Annotated in this window: 24 protein-coding genes and 1 pseudogene; 21 read left to right on the forward strand and 4 right to left on the reverse strand. The window is 49.1% G+C overall.

Annotated elements, in window-relative coordinates; all coding sequences use genetic code 11:
* The 5 genes from H7F11_RS09985 to H7F11_RS10005 are packed head-to-tail and all read left to right on the forward strand — an operon-like array spanning position 1 to position 3835.
* On the forward strand, positions 1-522 hold the full coding sequence (locus tag H7F11_RS09985) for a zeta toxin family protein (RefSeq protein WP_193640420.1): 522 nt from the start codon (positions 1-3) through the stop codon (positions 520-522).
* Positions 519-737, forward strand: a complete 219-nt coding sequence (locus H7F11_RS09990; RefSeq protein ID WP_193640421.1) for a hypothetical protein — start codon at positions 519-521, stop codon at positions 735-737. Before H7F11_RS09985 ends, H7F11_RS09990 begins: the two co-directional genes overlap by 4 nt.
* A gap of 35 nt (positions 738-772) precedes the next feature.
* Entirely contained in the window at positions 773-2380 is a 1608-nt protein-coding gene (locus H7F11_RS09995) for a type I restriction-modification system subunit M (protein ID WP_193640422.1), read from the forward strand.
* Between the two features lie 31 nt (positions 2381-2411).
* Positions 2412-3227 (forward strand): PD-(D/E)XK nuclease family protein, encoded by an 816-nt coding sequence (locus tag H7F11_RS10000; protein WP_193640423.1) that lies wholly within the window; start codon positions 2412-2414, stop codon positions 3225-3227.
* A 2-nt stretch (positions 3228-3229) separates the two neighbouring features.
* Positions 3230-3835, forward strand: a complete 606-nt coding sequence (locus H7F11_RS10005; RefSeq protein WP_193650720.1) for a hypothetical protein — start codon at positions 3230-3232, stop codon at positions 3833-3835.
* Positions 3836-3850: 15 nt separating this feature from the next.
* On the opposite strand, the gene H7F11_RS10010 is transcribed toward H7F11_RS10005, so the two are convergent.
* Positions 3851-4858, reverse strand: a complete 1008-nt coding sequence (locus tag H7F11_RS10010) for a helix-turn-helix transcriptional regulator (RefSeq protein ID WP_193650721.1) — start codon at positions 4856-4858, stop codon at positions 3851-3853.
* Positions 4859-5137: 279 nt separating this feature from the next.
* Between H7F11_RS10010 and H7F11_RS10015 the strand changes: the two genes are divergently transcribed.
* The 12 genes from H7F11_RS10015 (at position 5138) to H7F11_RS10070 (ending at position 15139) form a co-directional block, all read left to right on the forward strand.
* Positions 5138-7039: an AAA family ATPase gene (locus H7F11_RS10015; protein ID WP_193640426.1), complete on the forward strand. Its 1902-nt coding sequence runs from the start codon at positions 5138-5140 to the stop codon at positions 7037-7039.
* Positions 7040-7097: 58 nt separating this feature from the next.
* Positions 7098-7424: a hypothetical protein gene (locus tag H7F11_RS10020; protein WP_193640427.1), complete on the forward strand. Its 327-nt coding sequence runs from the start codon at positions 7098-7100 to the stop codon at positions 7422-7424.
* A gap of 359 nt (positions 7425-7783) precedes the next feature.
* Positions 7784-8815, forward strand: a complete 1032-nt coding sequence (locus H7F11_RS10025) for an ADP-ribosylglycohydrolase family protein (protein ID WP_193640428.1) — start codon at positions 7784-7786, stop codon at positions 8813-8815.
* A gap of 184 nt (positions 8816-8999) precedes the next feature.
* Positions 9000-9440, forward strand: a complete 441-nt coding sequence (locus tag H7F11_RS10030; RefSeq protein WP_227485410.1) for a ribonuclease H family protein — start codon at positions 9000-9002, stop codon at positions 9438-9440.
* 76 nt (positions 9441-9516) lie between these two features.
* Positions 9517-10506: a hypothetical protein gene (locus H7F11_RS10035; RefSeq protein ID WP_193640430.1), complete on the forward strand. Its 990-nt coding sequence runs from the start codon at positions 9517-9519 to the stop codon at positions 10504-10506.
* A 51-nt stretch (positions 10507-10557) separates the two neighbouring features.
* On the forward strand, positions 10558-11139 hold the full coding sequence (locus H7F11_RS10040) for a hypothetical protein (RefSeq protein WP_193640431.1): 582 nt from the start codon (positions 10558-10560) through the stop codon (positions 11137-11139).
* A gap of 24 nt (positions 11140-11163) precedes the next feature.
* Positions 11164-11490 (forward strand): H-NS histone family protein, encoded by a 327-nt coding sequence (locus H7F11_RS10045; RefSeq protein WP_193640432.1) that lies wholly within the window; start codon positions 11164-11166, stop codon positions 11488-11490.
* 4 nt (positions 11491-11494) lie between these two features.
* On the forward strand, positions 11495-12508 hold the full coding sequence (locus H7F11_RS10050) for a hypothetical protein (RefSeq protein ID WP_193640433.1): 1014 nt from the start codon (positions 11495-11497) through the stop codon (positions 12506-12508).
* 282 nt (positions 12509-12790) lie between these two features.
* Positions 12791-13297 carry a hypothetical protein gene (locus H7F11_RS10055; protein WP_193640434.1) on the forward strand — a complete coding sequence of 169 codons (507 nt, stop codon included), beginning with the start codon at positions 12791-12793 and terminating at the stop codon, positions 13295-13297.
* A 35-nt stretch (positions 13298-13332) separates the two neighbouring features.
* On the forward strand, positions 13333-13884 hold the full coding sequence (locus H7F11_RS10060) for an AP2 domain-containing protein (RefSeq protein ID WP_193640435.1): 552 nt from the start codon (positions 13333-13335) through the stop codon (positions 13882-13884).
* A gap of 110 nt (positions 13885-13994) precedes the next feature.
* The gene (locus H7F11_RS10065; RefSeq protein WP_142086104.1) at positions 13995-14396 is read left to right on the forward strand and encodes an MbcA/ParS/Xre antitoxin family protein; all 402 of its coding nucleotides are present in this window, start codon (positions 13995-13997) and stop codon (positions 14394-14396) included.
* Positions 14397-14398: 2 nt separating this feature from the next.
* Positions 14399-15139 (forward strand): RES family NAD+ phosphorylase, encoded by a 741-nt coding sequence (locus H7F11_RS10070; RefSeq protein WP_319803359.1) that lies wholly within the window; start codon positions 14399-14401, stop codon positions 15137-15139.
* A gap of 238 nt (positions 15140-15377) precedes the next feature.
* On the opposite strand, the pseudogene H7F11_RS10075 reads toward H7F11_RS10070, so the two are convergent.
* Positions 15378-15586, reverse strand: a pseudogene (locus H7F11_RS10075) (integrase core domain-containing protein); the annotation flags it as partial.
* Between the two features lie 494 nt (positions 15587-16080).
* Here H7F11_RS10075 and H7F11_RS10080 point away from each other — a divergent pair.
* A complete protein-coding gene (locus H7F11_RS10080; protein ID WP_193650722.1) occupies positions 16081-16359 on the forward strand; it encodes a hypothetical protein in 279 nt (92 codons plus the stop codon).
* An 87-nt stretch (positions 16360-16446) separates the two neighbouring features.
* Positions 16447-16638: a hypothetical protein gene (locus H7F11_RS10085; protein ID WP_193640887.1), complete on the forward strand. Its 192-nt coding sequence runs from the start codon at positions 16447-16449 to the stop codon at positions 16636-16638.
* A gap of 115 nt (positions 16639-16753) precedes the next feature.
* Here H7F11_RS10085 and H7F11_RS10090 read toward each other — a convergent pair whose 3' ends face one another.
* Positions 16754-17491 (reverse strand): DNA N-6-adenine-methyltransferase, encoded by a 738-nt coding sequence (locus H7F11_RS10090; RefSeq protein ID WP_193640886.1) that lies wholly within the window; start codon positions 17489-17491, stop codon positions 16754-16756.
* Between the two features lie 274 nt (positions 17492-17765).
* Positions 17766-19055 (reverse strand): hypothetical protein, encoded by a 1290-nt coding sequence (locus H7F11_RS10095; RefSeq protein WP_193640885.1) that lies wholly within the window; start codon positions 19053-19055, stop codon positions 17766-17768.
* Between the two features lie 226 nt (positions 19056-19281).
* On the opposite strand from H7F11_RS10095, the gene H7F11_RS10100 reads away from it, so the two are divergent.
* Together H7F11_RS10100 and H7F11_RS10105 are read left to right on the forward strand one after the other, a co-directional pair.
* Positions 19282-19500, forward strand: coding sequence for a helix-turn-helix transcriptional regulator (locus H7F11_RS10100; RefSeq protein ID WP_193640884.1), 219 nt, complete (start codon positions 19282-19284; stop codon positions 19498-19500).
* Complete coding sequence (locus tag H7F11_RS10105) at positions 19501-20361, forward strand: hypothetical protein (protein WP_193640883.1); 861 nt, start codon at positions 19501-19503, stop codon at positions 20359-20361.
* The last annotated feature ends 1 nt before the right edge of the window (position 20362 follow it).

The raw sequence follows: 20362 nt of genomic DNA on the forward strand, positions 1-20362 counted from the left end.
ATGCCCACCCCCAAAATCATCATCATCGCAGGACCCAATGGCGCCGGTAAAACTACCTTTGCCCGCTCTTTTCTGCCCGATGAAGCCCAATGCCCACGTTTCATCAATGCCGATCTGATCGCAGCCGGTCTGTCGCCCTTTGCCCCTGAAGTAGCCAACCTGCGGGCAGGCCGGTTGATGCTCGAAGAAATTGCCGCCTGCGTGCGTCGTCAAGAGAGCCTGGCCTTTGAAACCACCCTCTCTGGTCTCACTTATTTACGTCATATTCAACAATGGCGATCACAGAGATATGACGTGGAACTGTTTTTTCTGGCCTTACCCAATGCCGAAACGGCCATTGCCCGAGTGGCCGAACGGGTGCGTCAGGGCGGTCACGATATCCCTGAGCAGGTGATTCGCCGCCGCTTTGATTCAGGGTTGAAGCACTTCGAGCAATACTATCGATATCGCGTCAATAGCTGGGCGAAGTATGATAATAGCGGTCCAGAACCTTTACTGTTGGAATGGGGAGAAAATCCATGAATACCGGCAAAGATATTGCCCAGGCCCGTAATCCGGATTTGCGTGCTTCCATGGCAGCCATGCGCCGCGCCGCCCAACTGGCCAGACAGATCGCCATACAAACCAATACCGGCATTGTGATGGTCCGGGATGGGCAGTGCGTCCGTATCTCGGCCCAGGAACTTCGCGAAGCCGATGCTGCGGCTCAGCAATCATCCGCAACCGCCGATGTCTGAGCGACACGCTTTAACCCAAGGAATCCTCTGCCATCATGACTGAAATCGACCAAAAACAATTGGGCAACACCCTCTGGGGTATTGCCGATCAACTACGCGGTGCCATGAATGCCGATGACTTCCGCGATTACATGCTTTCCTTCCTGTTTCTACGTTATCTGTCCGATAACTACGAAATGGCCGCAGCCAAGGAACTGGGGCCAGATTATCCACGACTGGAAGCCGGTGACCGCCGTACCCCACTGGCCCTCTGGTATGCCAACAATCCCGAGGATATCGACGCTTTTGAAACGCAGATGCGCCGCAAAATCCACTATGTGATTCGCCCCGAATACCTCTGGGGCAGCATCTCGGAACTGGCCCGCACCCAAAACGCGGAATTGCTCCATAAGCTGCAAAAGGGCTTCGATTACATTGAGAACGAATCCTTCGCCAGTACCTTTAATGGCCTCTTTTCGGAGATCAATCTGAACTCCGAAAAACTGGGTAAGGACTACAGTGCCCGCAACCAACAGCTATGCACCGTTATTCAGGCCATCGCAGCAGGGTTATCGCAATTCTCCACCAATCAGGATGTCCTGGGCGACGCTTACGAATATCTGATCGGTCAGTTTGCCGCAGGATCGGGTAAAAAGGCGGGCGAGTTTTACACCCCGCAACAGATTTCCAGCATCCTCTCCGGCATCGTCACCCTCGACAGTCAGGACCCGGCTACTGGAAAGAAAAAACAACTGGACAGTGTTCTCGATTTTGCCTGTGGTTCAGGATCGCTACTGCTGAATGTCCGGCACCGTATGGGATCGCATGGCATCGGCAAAATCTTCGGACAGGAAAAGAACATCACTACCTATAACCTGGCGCGCATGAACATGCTGCTCCATGGGGTCAAAGACTCCGAATTTGAAATCTACCATGGCGACACCCTGGCGAATGATTGGGACTATCTCAGGGAAACCAATCCCGCCAAGGCCCCGCAGTTTGATGCAGTAGTCGCTAATCCGCCCTTCAGTTATCGCTGGGAACCCAACAGTGCGTTGAGTGAAGACATGCGCTTCAAGAACTACGGTCTGGCGCCCAAATCCGCCGCTGACTTTGCCTTCTTGTTGCATGGCTTTCATTTCCTCAAACCTGAGGGCGTCATGGCCATCATTCTGCCCCATGGTGTGCTGTTTCGCGGGGGTGCGGAAGAACGCATCCGCACCAAACTCCTCAAGGATGGAAACATCGACACCGTTATCGGTCTGCCCGCCAATCTCTTTTTCTCCACCGGCATTCCTGTCTGCATCCTCGTCCTGAAAAAGTGCAAGAAACCCGATGACGTGCTCTTCATCAACGCCGCCGAACACTTTGAGAAAGGCAAACGCCAGAATCGCTTACGCCCTGAAGATATCGACAAGATCATCGATACCTATCAGTTTCGCCGGGAGGAAGATCGTTACGCCCGCAGAGTCCCCATGACCGAGATTGCGGACAATGATTACAACCTCAATATCAGCCGGTATATCAGTACAGCAACCCCCGAAGAGGAAATTGATCTGCAAAAAATTCACGCTGATCTAGCGTCCTTGAGTCGTGCCATTGATGCATCTAAAGAGAAACATAATGAGTTTCTTCGTGAGCTTGGGTTAGAGATTTTGCCTTAAGCTGAAACATTTTTGGTCGAAAGGAAATAATATGGAAAAAGAATCTCTTATCAAGGTTTTCAATGAAATGAAGTCTATCATTCCAGATTCTTCAGGAAAAGAAAATGAGTTCAAAATCGATGAATTCGAGAGCTTCTTGACAAAAATGCAAAAGAAAGCCATAGATAAAGCTCAAAAAATCAAGAATTCAATGAAAAATGATCACCCGATGTTTGGGCCTATCAACTTGTTGCGCCCTATGGGTCGCCGGCACAATGAATTGTCTTATACAAAGCTTCTGGCCTATTTCCTTACTCCCAATGAACCTCATGGCTTCGGAGACAAAATTACGCATGCATTATTGAATAAAATTTTTGGATCAGAATTTGAGTATGAGCAGATATTTGTTGACAGTGAGTATTACTGCAACAAAGATTCAAGGATTGATCTTTGGATGACTGGAAAATATGGACATGAGTCCAGCAATAAACAAAAGTTTCTTGTAATCATAGAAGCAAAAGTAGGTGCCTCTTTCGGCGGAAACCAGTTAGCAAGATATTCTAAATGTGCCAGTAAATGGAAAAGAGAAAATAAATCAGAAATAGTGCATAAAATTCTATTGATTCCTGATAATAAAAGGTCATGGAATGCAAGGGAAAATGATTGGCAGGTTTTATTATTCTCAGACTTGTTTAATATAATCTGGAAAGTCATTGATGATAATACAGATAAACCTGGATTTCATTATGCTAGATTCTATCTAACAAGCATCTATCAAGATGTTTTAGATTTAGATTTAAGCCCAGAACCTAAATGCGATCCATATCCATATTTACGATTTCCATTGGATTCAGAACAGGAGGATTGATCATGGCTGGCGAATATTTAGCACTTTATGTAAAGCATCCATCGGATATAGATTTCTGCTGGAATAATGATGATGATGAAGTATTCGATAACACTCTAAAAAAATTAAGCTTCAATGACGATGAAATAAATAACTATAAATCTCTTAAAACTGAATATATAGACCTTCTTAAAAAAGAATTAAAAACCTTATGGGATCTTGTTAATGGTAAAATGGTAACAATAGTTGAAAAAAATGGTTTTAAAAGGGTTAATGAAAAAAATCACAAAGTTTATTTAATGCGGAGGATGGAGGAAAAAAAACATAAGATGTCACTTTACTTTCAAATTATTGCAATTGACAATAATGTGATGTGTCAATTTTGGATATGGTCAAAAGGAGGGAAGGCTGCGTCACAAGAAATGCTAAGAATTCTTAGTAATGAATCCTGGTATATTTTGTCCGATTGGCCCCCTGGCTATGTTGTTCACCAAGATATTATTATTAAAGATTTTATGGATATTGATCAAAAATCTGTCGATCTTCAGAAACTGGCTAAAGCAATTGTACAGCCATTTAGAGATATTAATAAGGATCAGTGGAAACAAATCCTGACTATCGCAAATTGATTGTGACAATTGAAATCAAGCTTGGGCTTTTGGCAAACGGTTATACATTGCTGCCATAGCCCCAGTGCGTTCGCGCAATTCCATAAAAAGTGCGGGTGGTTCAAGCACCCGCAGGTTTTCCCCAAAGCTCAGAATCCACCAGCGAAGGGCTTCTGTGTCCTCTACCTGCGCGCTGACTTCACACCAGCGTCTCCCGATCTTCCCTATGACCTGATCACTGGAGAGGGGGCGTTCCTGAATGAGCCGTAGGAGCGATTTGTCTATTTGTAAACGCAATAGAATCTTTTCTGAACCTCTGGATAGCTGCAAGCTACTCCGTACAAAATCCTGAAGTACAAAAGCGGCTGTTGGCTGGCTTGCGCTTTCTTGCATGATTTCAATATGGGCGATGCGATGGGCGGCGAATAACGCAGGTTCTGCGTGGTTCTGACTTTTCCCGACCATATAGAGCACCCCATCTCTTAGCGCTAATCCCCAGATGCTGAGAACATGATTTTTGATTGATTGGTTCACGGCCCGATACTGGATGGTTACCTGTTTACTGGTTTCTATGGATTCAGCCAGTTGCATCAGTAAGTTGGGTGATAATCGGGGCGCTTTCTGTACGCTGTCTGACAAGACCACCACATGTTTGCGCCAGTTCGCCAATGTCGTACGCGCCAAGGCACGTTCTGCTTGTTGGCGATAAATTTCCAAATCTTCCAGCAGGCTCCTGGGCAACAAATACTGCATCTCCTCCAAACCCAAGAGAATCGCCAGTGCCGCAGATGGCTCAAGATATGGGGCCTGAATCCCTGGTGATTGATGTGCCCAGAACCAGCCATGCGGATTGCCATCATCGCACGCGATAGGGTAGTACCGCTCAAGCCAAATCAGATCGCGCTGAATGGTGCGTAAGGTTGTCTGCTGGTTCATTTCTGACAATCGTTTCTGCAATTGCATTACCGTGCGCTTTCCATGCCCGGCCTGGGGCAGGTGTTGAAGGATGGCAAGTCTCCGAAAGAACTGCATTTCATCACGCATAAAAGCCCCCATCTGAAAATTTTGCATGCGACGATTATGGTCGCAACGTGCTGATAGCATAGTTCTCATTCGCCAGGAGAACCAGTCATGTCCAAAAAATCCAAGCCTATCCATAAATCTCGTCCATCAGCTGCAATTGACGACGCTTGCGATTGGGATTGTGAACCAGATGTCCCGGTCTTCATTTCTTGGGAAGACCCGCATTATCTTTGGGCATGCCACTATGCCCTGCGGATACTCAGTCACGACGGCCACCGATTAGGGAGTCATTGGTGGTTTATGAAGGATGATTTTGCTCACGAACTCTTGGAGTGGGACGAACATCGCTATCAAAAACATTCAATTCAAGGACGCTTGCGTCGTGCCCGCAGCCTATTGAGGCGCAAAAAAATACCAGAAACCGCCTGTGAGCTGGACCGGAATGTCGATGCCCTAGCTTCCCGTTTGGGATTCGGTAACGTAGAACAAAAAATCATCCACCTGGCCGCTTTGGTCGATGAATATCCCATCCTGGGAATATTTTTTGAGGATACGGATGATTGGAATACGCACCAGAACCATACCCGCATCGCCATTGCTTTGGATCTTGATCCATCCCGGATATTACAAGCTTTAGGACCTCGTGAAGGGCTGCGTAGCAGTGGGCTTTTAAAACATCTGGAACGCGATGGTTTTGGGTTGATGCCGGGACTTGCTACCGCGTTGCTGCAGGAACAGACGGATGAAACGCAATTGTTTTCTGGGTTATTCCAGAGTCTACCGCCCTCAGCCTTTAATTTGGCGGATTTTCCCCACCTGCAAGCGCATAGCCGTATCTTGACGCGCATATTGACTGGTGCCCAACAAGATCAGACGCAAGGTGTGCATATTCTCCTGCACGGTGCCCCTGGAACCGGTAAAACCGCCTACGCTCGGGCACTGGCGGCAGCTATGGAATGGTGTGTTGTAGAAGTTCGACATGAAGACGCCAAGCAGGAACCCCTGGAAGGAGATACCCGTTTTCAGGCCTTTGCTCTCTGCCAGCGGGCTTTGGCCAAACAAAGTCAGACGCTTGTTCTTTTCGATGAAGTGGAAGATGTATTTGGTGAGCCCCACCCCTGGTTTCCGCTGCCACCCCGACATAAAGCCTGGACCAATCATCTGTTGGAACAGGCCAAGGTGCCGACAGTCTGGATTACCAACCGTATCGAGAGTATTGACCCCGCTTATCGCCGTCGATTTCTCTACACCCTGGAATTTCGCAATCCTCCCAAGCGCGTTCGTCAGAAAATGCTGGATGCCCAAATGCAATCAGTTGAACTACCTGAGGGGCAAACCGCACTTTGGGCAGAGCGTAGCGATTTATCGCCTGGGCGCATCCAGCAGGCATCCACAATTGCTACGCTCTGCAGACCAGAATCGGCTACTGAGAGTGCGGAACTCATTGAGCACGTCTGGTCTCTCCATCAGTCAGCCCAAATTCCTGACGCGTGGACTGCCTTTGACCCGACCCTGATTGAATCGGATACTGACTTGAACAGCGTGCTTTCTTCCTTACAAAAGCACCAGAATGCCACGCTCTTGTTTCATGGCCCTTCTGGTACTGGAAAAACTGCGTTCGCACGTCATCTGGCGGATCAGTTGGGGAAAACTCTCTATACCCGCAGCCCCTCCGATCTGCTCAGTAAGTATGTCGGAGACAATGAACAGAATCTGGCAGCGGCTTTCCGAGAAGCTCTGGGAGAAATCCTTTTTCTGGATGAAGTCGATAGCTTTCTGCAGGAGCGCGCGCATGCCCAGCATAACTGGGAAATCAGCATGGTCAACGAACTGCTACAACGCATGGAATCCTTCGCCGGCATACTGATACTGGCTACTAATCTCCCAGAGACACTGGATCGCGCAATGTATCGACGCATGGACCTGAGTATTGGATTCCAGCCGCTGGGTAAAGCCAAACGTCAGTATCTCTGGCAACAATTGCTCAAGGTGCTGGAAATTCCTGATGCGCCCGATTACGTGCGGAAAAACGCAGGATTAGCGCATCTGGTACCCGCCGATCTGGCTCGGGTCATTCGGCGCCACCGATTCCAACCGTTTCGGGAAGGCAAAGACCTTTGGCAGTTTCTGGAACAAAGCGAAACCCAGCGGCGGAGGGGTGCCCTCCAGGAGGTAGGATTCACAGCCCATTTAACCTGCTGAATTCATCAACACCGGATACAGTTTGTTTACATTGTGTTTTTTTAAGAAGGAGTTTTCCATGAAAAAATTGATCCGTTTAATTGCCGAAGCCAAAGAACTGGAGGACTGCAAAATGATTTTGCAGTTGGTGGTCGAAGACGAAAAACTGGTTGCCCAGGATCATTTTGGTTACCAAAATGAAGAAGGCGATATTTACCCGTTAATTTTGTATGCCCCGGACTCTACTCATGAGGTCATGCAAAAAATGGAATTTGGTGCGTGTTGCGATATTGTTGCCACGACCAATTTATTTACCAAACGCATCATCGTCGGTGAGTATTTCACGTTGATCGAGGATAAAGATGAGTACACCTACCAAATCACGCATGTGACGGAAATGATGTAGTTGCACCTCAAGTTGATGCACTGCCAGCACGCTGGGCTGGCAGTGCCTTCATCCATATCCGTCGATTACCCACGATATTGCCCAAGGAGGACATAATGGCTCAATGCCGATATTGCAAAGCGATTGGCATCAACATGAAACGTTGTAAGGTTTGTGGTAGTTTTTGGTGTGCTTGGTGTTCGCGTCAGGGGCGCGGACCTTACCCTCAGGAGACTGCTGTTAACCGCTGTCCCTATTGTGGGAAATACAATTGCATAGAAACCATGCGATAGAAGCGGGTCGTGTTCAGGTTCTATGAAACAAAAAAGAGCGAAAGAACTGCGCGCATGTTTTCCACTTGTTATCAGGAGAAGGACAGCATGAATCCCACCATTTCACCTACGCCAGAAGACCGTATTCTGGCTGGTTTCATGGGAGGTGCATTGGGTGATGCTTTGGGGGAGCCGGTAGAATTTCTGAGTGTTGAGAATCGGCTAAGTCGCTGGGGACATCAAGGCGTAATGGAGTTTGTGCATCCAGGTCAATGTGGGCATTTTACGGATGATACGCAACTGACTTTGTTTACCGCCGAAGCGTTGATTCTGCATGCCAGCACAGGGGAACCTTTGCAAATTGCCCTGCATAAAGCCTACATGCGCTGGTTATTGACCCAGGAAGTGCCCTGTCGTTTACCTGCTGATGATTTCAGTAGTGAGGGGTTTTTGCTGGATGAGCTAGTGTTACATCAGCGAATGGGACCTGGACGGACTTGTTTGACTGCGTTGGCGCAGGCAGCAGATTGGGGCATACCTGCCATCAACAATAGTAAGGGATGCGGTGGGTTAATGCGGGTAGCTCCCATTGGTTTCTGGGCAGCTATACACCCAGAACATTGGCCATTACAACGTACCTTTCAGGTGGCAAGCAGCGCTGCGCAACTCACCCATGGTCATCTCTGTGGTTACCTTTCTGCAGGGACTTTCGCCGTTCTATTACAGGAAATTATCTCGGACACACCACTTAATGAGGCCTTGGCCGTGGTGATGGATATATTGTCAGAACTTGAGGAAACAGGTCAGAACGTATTGTCTGCATTGCAGCAGGCCAACGATCTGGCGGAAAAGGGAGTAAACTGGTCCGCTGCCTCTATGCTTTTAGGAAAAGGGTGGGTTGCAGAAGAGATATTGGCCATCAGCATTTATTTGGGATTGACCGCGCCAGACTTTTTAACCGGTATCCGTTGGGCAGCCAATCATCCGGGTGATGCGGATTCCATTGGGGCTATCAGCGGCCAATTGTTGGGTGCAATTTGGGGGATTCAGACTATTCCGGAAGACTGGATAGAACGACTGGATGGCAAGGGAGTTATCTACTTATTGGTTTCGCAGTTCCTGAATGGGACCCAATGGTAGCGTGAGGAGTATCAAGCTTGAATAGTTTGAATAAACAAGTAGCTTGCTTTCGAATGGACGGAGTGGGGAAGCAAGGAGCGTCGTTCTTCCAGCGCCACAATAGTTGTCTGGCCATTTTTTGGGGAAACGCTGAGCGGTTGCGTTATACTCCGGAAAGTAACTTTCGATGAAAAGGAACTTGATTTTGAGTCTATGGCGAATTTGGTGCGATGGCTCTTGTGGCCCTACCAATCCTGGCCCCTGTGCCTGGGGTTCTGTTATTCAATCTCCCGATGGAACGCGCACAGAGCATTGCGGTTTTATCCAGAAACAGGGGACCAACAACATCGCGGAACTGACCGCCGCCATTGAATCTTTGCGCAAGGTTCCCGAAGACGCTGAAGTCATCCTTTGCTCGGACAGCCAGTATGTCCTGAAAGGCCTGAATGAATGGATCCCCGGTTGGATTAAAAAAGGCTGGAAAACCGCCGCAGGAAAACCGGTCATGAATCAGGCACTGTGGCAGCAGCTCTATGCCTTGTATAGCGCCCGTAAAGTCCAGGTGGAGTGGGTTCGTGGACACAATGGGCATCCGGAAAACGAACTAGCCGACCAACTGGCAAATCGGGGATTGAGCATGGGGTAAACTATCGAAAAAGGCACCAGACCCATGGTGCAGGGTGGCTTATCCCGAAAGACGTATAACAACCTACAGAGAGATCATGAAAAAACGTAGTGGAAGAATTAATGCCATCCTCGGAGAAATCATGCCCATCGCACATGCCGTGGGAAATCCGCTGTCGTTGGATACTGACCTGAGTCGCATTCAGACCATACTGTATAATCTCTTATGCGAACGTGACGAAGAAGCTTTTCAGGCCGTTCTGGAAACCTTCCGCGCAGAAGGATTGGTCGATCTGTGGCAGTTCTGCTGGAATCAAGCCACGGAAATGGCCTGTGCCAAGTCCTATGAAAACGGTTTTCGGAGTCTCCTGATTGCCGTGCCTTTCCTGGCAAATTGGTCCGGAGAATGCAACGCGACTGACCGCAAAACACTGACCAAGGTGTTGAAGCAACACCAATTGATTCCGCCACGGGGCAAGCTGCAATGGCTGCTGCAACCCCAATCGATTTATCACTTGCGCGCCAACAGTCCCCTGCAGTTATGGATAATGAATACGCCCGGAGCGAACGCACCTTATCCTTGGAATTACAACCGGATGACGGTTCCAGGCATGTACCTGCTGGTAGGCCGATTGGAGTTTCCCGAACAGAATACGCCCCAATGGCCCGATCCTGAACAGCTCGCCCGCGATCAACGTGAAGCCCTGGGATGGCCAGAAGGATCACTGGACGCTTGCGCGCCCTTACATTTCTTTTTGGAAATCGGTCAGGATGAACCAGAAACCGAAGAGGATCACCTGCTGGAAATCAGCTTTACGGTCTTGGGCGCCCTCAAAAAACAGCTCGAAGAAGAACAGCTTTCTGCAGAAGACTGCACGGTTTGTGTGGAGGCCAGAAGCGATAATCACTTAACCGTGACGCTTCAGCCCAAGTATCACCGTAAAGCGCTGCTGTGTAATGTCGAGTACAACGCCACCCGCATTCATCGCCTGGCACTCATGCACAAGATCGAACAGGTTTTGACCGATTACGGGTTTTCTGTAGAAGCAGGCGCGTCTTTGCTTTCACAGCCGACACGCCTGCATTAAACGGAGAGAAAAGCGCCCTATGGATGCCCAATTTCACCGGAAGGCTGCCCGATGACCCGCAATATGATTGATCGACTGCCCCTTCCGCCGAGACAAAAACAGGCCCTGCGGCAAGCCCGAATCAGCGAGAAAATGCTGGCAGATGCCATCGTGCAACGAGATCAGATGAGTATGGAAGAGAAAGCCATACTGATAGACCGCATCGCAGAAATCCAGCCACAACTAATAGGCAGTATTGTGGTCCTTTTCCGTATGGGCATTCCAGAGGCCCGTCTGGAAATGCTGGTGGATTTATTGCTGATGCTGACCTTGGCACTGGATCAGGGAGGCATCACCTTGCCCGCAGCCGATGAGGATCTGGTAGAGCAGTGTTATGAACGGGTAACCCGTCGAATGACCCAGGAAACAGACCTCCGCGTACTTCCCATGGAAAGGCAGCGTGTTTCCCAGGACTACATCGAGCAACATCCTGAGCAATGGTTACTGAGCTATGTATTTCATCTGATTAATCCGCTGACCCAATCCAGCGAGGAGGATCGCGTTGTTACCCTACTTGTGACCACGGCCCTCAATTATGTTGAAATAGTCACCGAACTGCTGCATCCCCGATGGGAACGGAAGCAGGCCCATTAACGCCCACCCTGAGAGAACGAAACCATGAGCATCTTGCAAGAATTGGAAGCCGCCAAAAAAGCCAAAGAAGCCGCTGATAAACGGGTGGAGGAGCTTCTCAAACAAGCCAAGGACGAAGGATTGGCAGAAATACGCCGGATCGTCGAGGACTTGGGATTGACGGCCAAGGACCTCCTGAAACTGGTTCCTTCTGAGCCGCAGAAAACGCGTCGCGTGCGCAAGTCCCCAGCCTTTTGGTATCAGCATCCAACGGATCCCCATCTGGTCTGGAAAGGGGCAGGACCCAAACCTGCCTGGTTCAAGGCGTTGGGTGAAGAAGCCCAACAAGCCTGCAAAAAAGCGGCGGGTTGAATCGATGAAAGCCTCTACCGGCAGTAACGTGGCCTCTCCGCAGGCGCTTGCCATCACCGCACTGGCAACGCGCTATCTGTTGGACAATGAATTTTCTGTGGAACCCCAATTGGGGGAAGCTGTGGACGCATTACTCGTCGAAGAGGACGAAGAAACCCTGCAAACCATTTCCCTGCTGCTGTATGAAAAAGATCCGGATGCCTCTGAAGATTTCTGGGATTATGCGCGGGAACGTGCAGAAATGTTCCTGACCGAAGAAGGGCAGGTCAGCACCCTGTTTGCCGTACCGGTACGCCATCCAGCATTCATTCAGGGATTTTCGGCAGAACGGGCTGCGGCTTCCTTTTTTACGCAAGGACTTGTCTGCGCAAATGCTAAAGTCACCTTTTATCCCGCCCCGGTAGATGGCGGGCAACTGCTGAATATGTCTCCGGTAGAAGTGTTTCGCCTCCATACGGCACTGGGCCAGGACTATCGGGAAGCCGCTACCTTGCTCAGTACACAAACCTATGCTGAAGGCACGCATCCCTATATTTGCTTCATCGGTATTGTCAGCTACTCCGCGCAGATGCCGGGGCATTGTGTGGCTTGGGAGTTACCTTCGGATGACTTTGTGCGCCGCATTCAAAACTGGACCGAACAATCGGATCTGGCCGTGTTGGGTCTTAATAGGCAGCAAAACGCGCTGGGATATCCGGGTCGAATGGTGTTTGCGGTTCGCGAAGGGGCACAGGAATATCAGGATATCGTTCTGGAAGAATTCGTAACCCGAGTGGTTGGGGAAAAGTCGGGCCAGATTCTCGCCCGTCTGCAGGATCACCCGATTATGGAAGGGCTCACGCTGGAACTGTATGATGCCGCCCAAGAGTATGGGTCACTCTATATACCCTGGAAGCAGTTGGATCAGACGCGTGCGGATGTCATTGAGCGGATATTCGATTTACTCCGAGAATCGGGTGTCATGGGCCTCATGTTTCAGGACTACGAGGCGGGTGAAATATCCCGAGTGCAGCACTAATGGAATGGGTCAGCCTGTGGGTAATCCGGAGGGCGTGCATTTACCCAACAGAGGTGATGATGCGTGATCTGCGACAGGCTGGTGGCATTTTACCTCTCGAAAAGTGGCGTAATAGGGCGGTTTCAGTGCTATCTCATGCTTGGATGGCAAGCGCATAAACTACTCGGTATTCCTTCAGTCCATTGAGAATTCTCGGGCACGTATCATGGGTCTGACCGCTTCGATTGCGGGATGATTGGGAAAACTCTATGGTTCGTAAAAAAGAGGAAACTTTATGCTACGATGCGAAAAACCTCCATTCATGAAAAAGTTGCAACCTGCATGACCGTGACATCGTTAAAAAAACGTCCTCTGTCCTCTGAGGCATCGTTGCAAAGCCCTTTGGTGATTATCACGATCGGGGCCACAGCTTCCGGAAAAAGCACCTGGGCGCAGCAGATGCAGAAAAAGTACAGCACACTGGATATAGCGATCATTCAAACGCCCGAAGCATCTGCCAGGAACCAAACACAATGGCTCAACACGGTGAAAGCAGCCCTGCATCACGCCGTGATCATATTGGACGGCAAAAATTTGGATGATGCTCAATTCTGCCGAGACCTTCAGGCACTCAACGCATTGGGTGTCAAGGAGGTTGTCATCCAGTATTTTGCGCCGGAAAGCCTGTTTGTTCTTCTGTCCAGAAGTAAGGGCGTCGGTGGCGAACAAATTCGCCATGAACTGCAGACCATCCAAAGTCAGGCGCATTATCTGAACCTGCTAGATGCAGAAGGGTATACATCTGACTAAAAACGGTTATCTATTTTCCGTGTAAAGAATTGGACATGTCGATAGAACGGGGAAAAATGCCACAGGAAACTGCCAGCAACTCCGAAGCAGATTATGGAATGACCCGACTGGATTATGCGAAATCGAAAGGGTGGTGGGTAAGGCTGTATCGCCCAGGATCGAAAAAACCGGATGCCAGCAAGCTCTTTTCTGACTCCGCGCATAATGGTTACGAAGCAGCGCGCATCGCTGCTCGAACATGGCGGGATGAAAAAATGGCAGAACTGGACATTCAGCCCAGACAGCGGGATGGAAACGGCCATTTTACGACGTATAGCCGCAACCGATCAGGAAAAATTGGGGTGCGGTTATGCCATGATTACACTGCGGACGGCAGTATTTCCCGGATCTACTGGGAGGCCAAATTCATGGTGAATGGCAAGCAGCGGGTGCGCTCTTACTCGGTGTGGAAATATGGCTATGAATGTGCCTGGAGATTGGCGATTGCCGAACGCCAGCGGCATGACGGTGAACCGGTTCGGGACACGGTTCCAGAACGTCCGGACTGGTTGGTGGCACTCGCTGTTACGCACGGTTTAACGTTATAACGGGCTTACTGCACTACTGCAGCTGACGCGTGGACCATTCCAAGAAGACCAAGGTAGTTGCAGATGCAGCATTATTTGTTATAGTTGTTTCATGAAGTGGGGGATCGCTCATGACGCAAACCGCAGTCATCTCAGACAGAGAAAACAAAATCCACGATCGCATAGTCTTGGCAAAGATGCTCATGAAGGCCTTTGAGCTCTGGATGGTGGACAATGAAGGGCAACTTGCCTTACTGGGTTTGGCGGCCGAGAACCGCGCAGCCCTCAGTCGCTATCGCAAAGGGGAACCCTTAGGCGCAAATAGGGATCTGCTTGAACGTGCGGGCCATTTACTTGCTATCCATAAAAATCTACGATTGCTTTTTCCGCATGACCGGGATTTGGCTTATCAGTGGATGACCACCCGTAACCGTGCGTTCGATTATCGGACTCCCGTAGAAGTGGTTCGCGAGTGGGGATTTACCGGATTGTTGATGGTTCGAGCCTATCTGGATCATGCCAGGGGCGGATGATTGTGGCGGAGTCATTTTATGACGGTCTTACCCTGGCGGATACGCACCATACCTTGATTCGCAATATCATCAGTTTGCGGGTATCGGAAGACCTGTTTAACGATCTGTCGGTTAGCCCAGAAGACTGGACTGTGGCACAACAGTACGAAGCCGCTGCCAAGCCGCCCCACTATACTTCCCAGGCGCCGGCCATTAACCGACCCTTCGAGGAAGCGGAATGGTTCGCTGCTATCTGGTTTCCATTTAAAAACTGGACGGTAAGCCGATACAGCGATGGTTCCTTTGGCGTTTGGTATGGTGCGGATACGGTGGAAACCTCCGTTTACGAAACGGTACACCACTGGAGGTCACGGCTGTTGCGCGATGCAGGCTTTGAGCAGATGGTGATTTCTGGTGGTCGGGAAAGCATTACCGTGGATCGTTTATTATATGGGGTCCGTTGTGACGCTGCTTTGGTGGACCTGCGCCCACATGTCGCAGAGTATCCCGCGCTGGTAGATGCAGAAAGTTACCATTTTACGCAGCCGATAGGAATCCGATTCAAGACTGAAGGACACCCCGGGCTGGTTACCATCTCCGCACGATGTATCGGGGATGTGTTTGCTGTGCTGAATCCGGAGGTGTTATCGCATCCCAAAATTCAGTCCTATTTGACGTATCGACTGACGCTACATGGAGTGCAGGTGAATCGGGAAGCTGGCGATTCGAAAGGGGCGGATGCGGCATGGATGTGTGTCCCCTAGCGAGATCGCGAAAACCGCAAAAAAAATGTTGAAATGGGGCAAGATGCCTTATCCTCCAAAACCTATTCGCTGCCGGTTGTAAGGACTTAAATTATGCAACTGTTCCTGACCAAAGAAGAATTATGGTGGACCCATGAGCCAAGACAAATGAGCGAGAGTTTAAGCTAGTCTGGTTTCTAACCTTGCAGCAGAATGGTGCTGCCCCAAATCGTCCCTGAGTGATGGTCATGCTGCAACCCTTCGGATAGCGGTCCACAATGCAGGCACAGCCCTCTTGCCCTGTCAGGTATCCCTGATCTGGTGTCAGATAGCCAAGGGACTGATGCGGGCGCGACTATTGTAAAATACAAAGTGGGCAGTCAGCCCATCCATCAGTTCTGGTACATGAGCATAGCCCCGCAGGGAAATATCCTCATGCTTCACACTGCGCCAGAGCCGCTCCACAAACCCCCTAGATGCAAATGCATATGCATTTGCAATGCATTTGCATAAAAAAACCTAATAAATTCAATGGGCGTTTTTCAATATTTTATTTGGCTACTTATGAGCGCGATTTTTTAACGATATGAGGAAATAGCCCCATGCCCCAAATCTCTGTTGAACGTCAGACCTCCTATCGTGCCAGACGGCCCTTTGCAGGTACTGACAACAAATGGAGAACGCCAAATCAACACCTGGGTGAAAACGGGGACGTATCTGCCGACTGGACAAGATAATTGTCGCTGAGCACAGGGCTCTATGTCAGATTAAGTGGGCTCAGGGGTAGAATCTGGGGTATGTGACGCATGAAGACGAGGACTGGATTGGCTTGTGGCGTTCGCTGTTTCGCAAGGACTGGCGTTATAATGGGCATGGTAACTTCATCAAAGCATACCCAGAAGGCTAGGCAAAACGGCAATGTGCCTTGCCTTTCGAAATCATCTCACTACAGGATTTGAACGATGCATTTGTTTCTAACGAAGGAAGAATTACGCAAATCCGGCAAGGTCTTTTGTGAGGATTGCCAGCATTTTGAATCGGGCTCCACCTTGGGCGGTCTGGGTTTTTGCGCGCTCACCAAAAACCGACAGGCGAGGGTGGAAGAAACCGGTAAAACCGTTTCGGACCGCCAAGGGTTGCCACCCGACACAACCCCAGAACTGGGTTGCGCCGCGTGTTATCCTATGGCACCCAGAGTGTGCGGTAAATTTCGGGATAGAACGGCAGTAGCCGCGTTATAATTGTTATAATGTATGTCTAATGGATGTTGACATTGATGCGTGAAAAGGCAGTGTGGTGCTGGTTTCTATTCGGGAAAGGGGTGAAAAATGCTGAACGGAAATGACAAGGAACGTCTCGAAAAAGCGGCTCAATCGGCTGATTTATTTGTACAAGACCTGCAGGATTTGGCGAAGGCCGAGGATGTTCTTTTGGCGAATATTGCAGAGGAGCTGCTCAAACATGCGGCAGTCCTTGAACAAAGGTTGTGCCGGATCGAGCATGTAACCAATACAGAGTGAGGTGATGGGGCATTTTCCCGTAGTGAATCGGTAAATGACCTCAAGATTCTATGTGAAGGCTTGAAGCAGCAATTCAATGTGCTGAATTAAATGTTTTTTGTAAACCCACATCCGCCTACACCCACCAAATCAGTGCAGAATCGAACGGCGCCGCGTTCCCTGCCTTCCCGTCTTGACCGACAAAACGCAACCTTCCACGTAAAAACTCCGGTTTTCCACCGCCTTCGAGAGCTTTGTGCCACCAGTTCGTTCCAGTCCTGGCCGGCACGAGGGCGATCACTTTAACCCCCAATATGGCTTCTGCGACCATTTTATCAATCCATAGTGACAGTGCTTTACCGTACGGTGGATTCACCCATACCACAGAGCCAGAATCGCCCCAGGAGCGGGATAAACCATCATCGGCCAGTGCATAGCGATTGACACACGGGATAGACCTCTGTCCATCGTCAGGAGAACAGGGATCCAGATCGAATTGCTGAATACCTAAGCGTGACAATACGTTTTGCCATACCTCTGGTGGCGTTTGCCATGTCATATCTTTTGAAGCATGCAGGGTTTTCCAGCGCGCACTTTTGCCTTCGGTAAGCACAACCCGAAAGTCAGCCGCTTCAGCAAGCTTTTTGTAGCTCGCAATAGTCCCGCCACCATACTGAAGCAGGCGATAAACCGTATCAAAACCGATACCAGAAGCGCGACATGCGGCTCGGATCCCGCCTAACGCGTCAACAATCTGGGCGGGCGACGGATTTGGTGCATGGACGGCAACCATGCTGCCAATGCCGGATAGCGCGCGTCTGCGAGTATGGGCTGCTAGATTAGGGCGGATTTTCAGTGTAATGGTGCGGGTCAAAATTGGTACTTTCCCAATATTGGACAGTGACAGATTCGGGAGCGAATTATTACAGATTCAGGAACGCAGAACAAGATGATGTGCGCTTTTGACGACTCCAGCCAAGAAAAAGAAAAAAAGACTAAAAGAACGTTTGCCATTCATGGTATTATTCGGAGGGCAATGCCTTGAACCGAAAGGGTGTAACTTTTAGTCAAGACCTGAACCGGTCTGGGGTATCCGTATCTATCTTTATTTTATCTTTATAGAATACAGATAAGAATATTCTGCTTCACTAAGAAATCTCATTTTCTCGTAGGATTTGTCGAACTCGTGTTGGGGAGCAGTCAAACTCTTCTGCAAGTTGTTTTATGGCTTGAGCCTTAGTCATTTTGTCATTTCTCCGAAGTGATTGCGCTACTTGAAGCATTTCTACCTTGTCAACTTTGATTGGTCGGCCTTTTCCCTTGCCTGAGTGGTAATAATCCGGAGCGTTATTCTGGGCATACCAGGACTCTTCTTGGAAAAGGCACATATATATGGCGACAATGGTGGGATGAAAAGGGATATCTTTATCGAAAACAAACTGCCCCACAAGCTGGATTAGGTTCATTGGGGAGTGCTGCGATGAATCAATGAGAGACTGGACCATTTTTACGAACTTTTCTGGTCTAGAGATTGGTGGGTAGGATCGCTGAATCTCATCAAGTAGCCGTTGCAAGGAGGGCGTGTCAACAGGCTGATTTTTTTTAGACGAAAATAAGGTTTTAGTAATACTAAATAAGTTATCTCCGATTATTTTAACCTCATTTAAATTATCCAAATTCAAGCGCATCAGGAGGTTTGTTTTCCACGGTATCAGTTCCGGATCATTTGCATTACGCGCTACATTTATTGCCTTTTCCTTTCTTTGCCGGACCAGTTTCTTTTCTTGGGCGATGTACCGCTTGCGGGCTGCCAGATAGCGACTCATATTTTTCTGTGGGTCGTGCAAAGCGCAGGTTTTACCAGTAGATGATTTCGTTTCTCCTGAGCGCTCCGGTATTAATCTAAAGCAAAACTGGCAGTGTTTTCTGGCAAACAACTCTTTTAAGTTCGGGTCTCTCTTGTGCGAACGCTCAATGTGCTCATTCTCAAATTTTTCGCGTGACTCGCTTTCCCGCCGTGAAAGAGCCAGCGCTTTGTCGTCCTCGTGCCGACGTAACAACGTGGCAAGACCGTTAAAAAAATTATTTAACTCGCTACAAATGAGGTCGGGACCATGTTGACCATAATCTTCTCCCCAAACATCGAAGTCAGCGATGGGACTATCGCCAAAACCTTTTCGCCGATAGGCCTCTTCCAGTTTTTCGGCCAGTTCGACAGGGCCGAATTCTTCGTCTTTGCAATCTGTTGGTTTAAGTATAAAAAAGATACGCCCAGTACCATGAAACGTTTTAGTGGGTTCAACTTTGTGAATTTTCTCAGCCAATCCCTCCGAAAACCTAGAATCAAGATTCCCAGGATTATGCTCAAAATCAGCTAATACCTTATCCAGTACTTGCCAACGCTCGTAATAATGTAGTTTGTCCGTAGGAATGTGCATGCGGGGTTCCAATGTCAATTTCAGGAATCCACGAAGACTACGACAGTGGTCTACAAGTTGTGTACGCAATAAATTCTTATTGGAACGAGTTTTTGCCATTGTTTCTGCCTTTATATCTCCTATCCATTCAGTATGACATGAAATGAAAAAAAATGAAAAAGTTGCAGCGTGATGGAGTTACGTTATCCCGACATAATGCAATCCGGTTGAACACAAGGAGGTACACATGGACACAGTTGTTACGAAACAGCAGCCACACAGGCTACTTAGATTTAATGAGGTCAAGTACCGAACCGGTCTCTGTCGGACCAGTATTTACAATCGCATCGCGAATGGTGAATTTCCATCGCCCAGAAAACTCGGCCGCATATCCGTGTGGTTAGAGGCCGAAATAGACCAATGGGTTTTAGATATAGCCCAGACGCAGAAAGGAGGAAATCTGTAAATGTCTAACTATTGGAATAAAAAATCGAAAATTTTAGCTAAACGAGGAAAAAATATGAAAATGGATCAAGCTAAACAGGCTCCCAATCAAGAACCTTTTGATTTTATGTCTACAGCTCAGGTGAGTCCTGAATCTGACGCAAGCTCCTGCATAGCGCTTAATCCGGTTGTTGGTCTGTCTGCTTTGGAAAGTATGAGTGAAGTCGTAACTAAAGATGCGGACAAAACGACACAGGTTCCCACGCCGGAAAATGTTGATGTCAAGACTCCCGAACGGACGATACCTGAAGCTTATTCCCATTCTAGTACCGCCCCAAATCCCTTTGACCCGAGCCATTTTGCAGTACCGACCACGGTGACGGGGGCGTTCGATGTGGTTAAGCAACTGGTAACTTGTCCGGTTCGCAAGCCCAATCGCAGGGAGTTTGTGCGGATTCACCCAGAATTTTCTCTCAGGGTGTTTATTCTGGAACTGAAAGAGGAACGCGAAACTTATCTGGTTGAGCCATCAGTGGTTGCAGGTCTGTCAGACGAAACACGCATCGTGACTTTGCATCTCGCTGTTAATCGGCAAGGGGCAATATTTTTGTGGCCGGTGCCGGAGCCCAGCTTAGATGGAAAGGAAAACGACTGGTGGACTTCTACCCGAATTGCTGCGCAGCGCGCGCGGACGGATTGGATCCGCATGGTCGCCAATATGTCACTGGGCGCTTACGATGTTTTTGTCGCAGCGGGTGCACTGGGAAACCCGATATGGCCAAACCAAACGATGGCGGAGATTTTACAAGTAGCCTTCGGTGATAGGTACATCATCCGGGATCTCGACCATCCGGTTGTTCGCCGTCTGCGCGGCCTGGAATGAG

This window comes from Acidithiobacillus sp. HP-2, from assembly GCF_015100155.1.
Taxonomy (GTDB): domain Bacteria; phylum Pseudomonadota; class Gammaproteobacteria; order Acidithiobacillales; family Acidithiobacillaceae; genus Acidithiobacillus.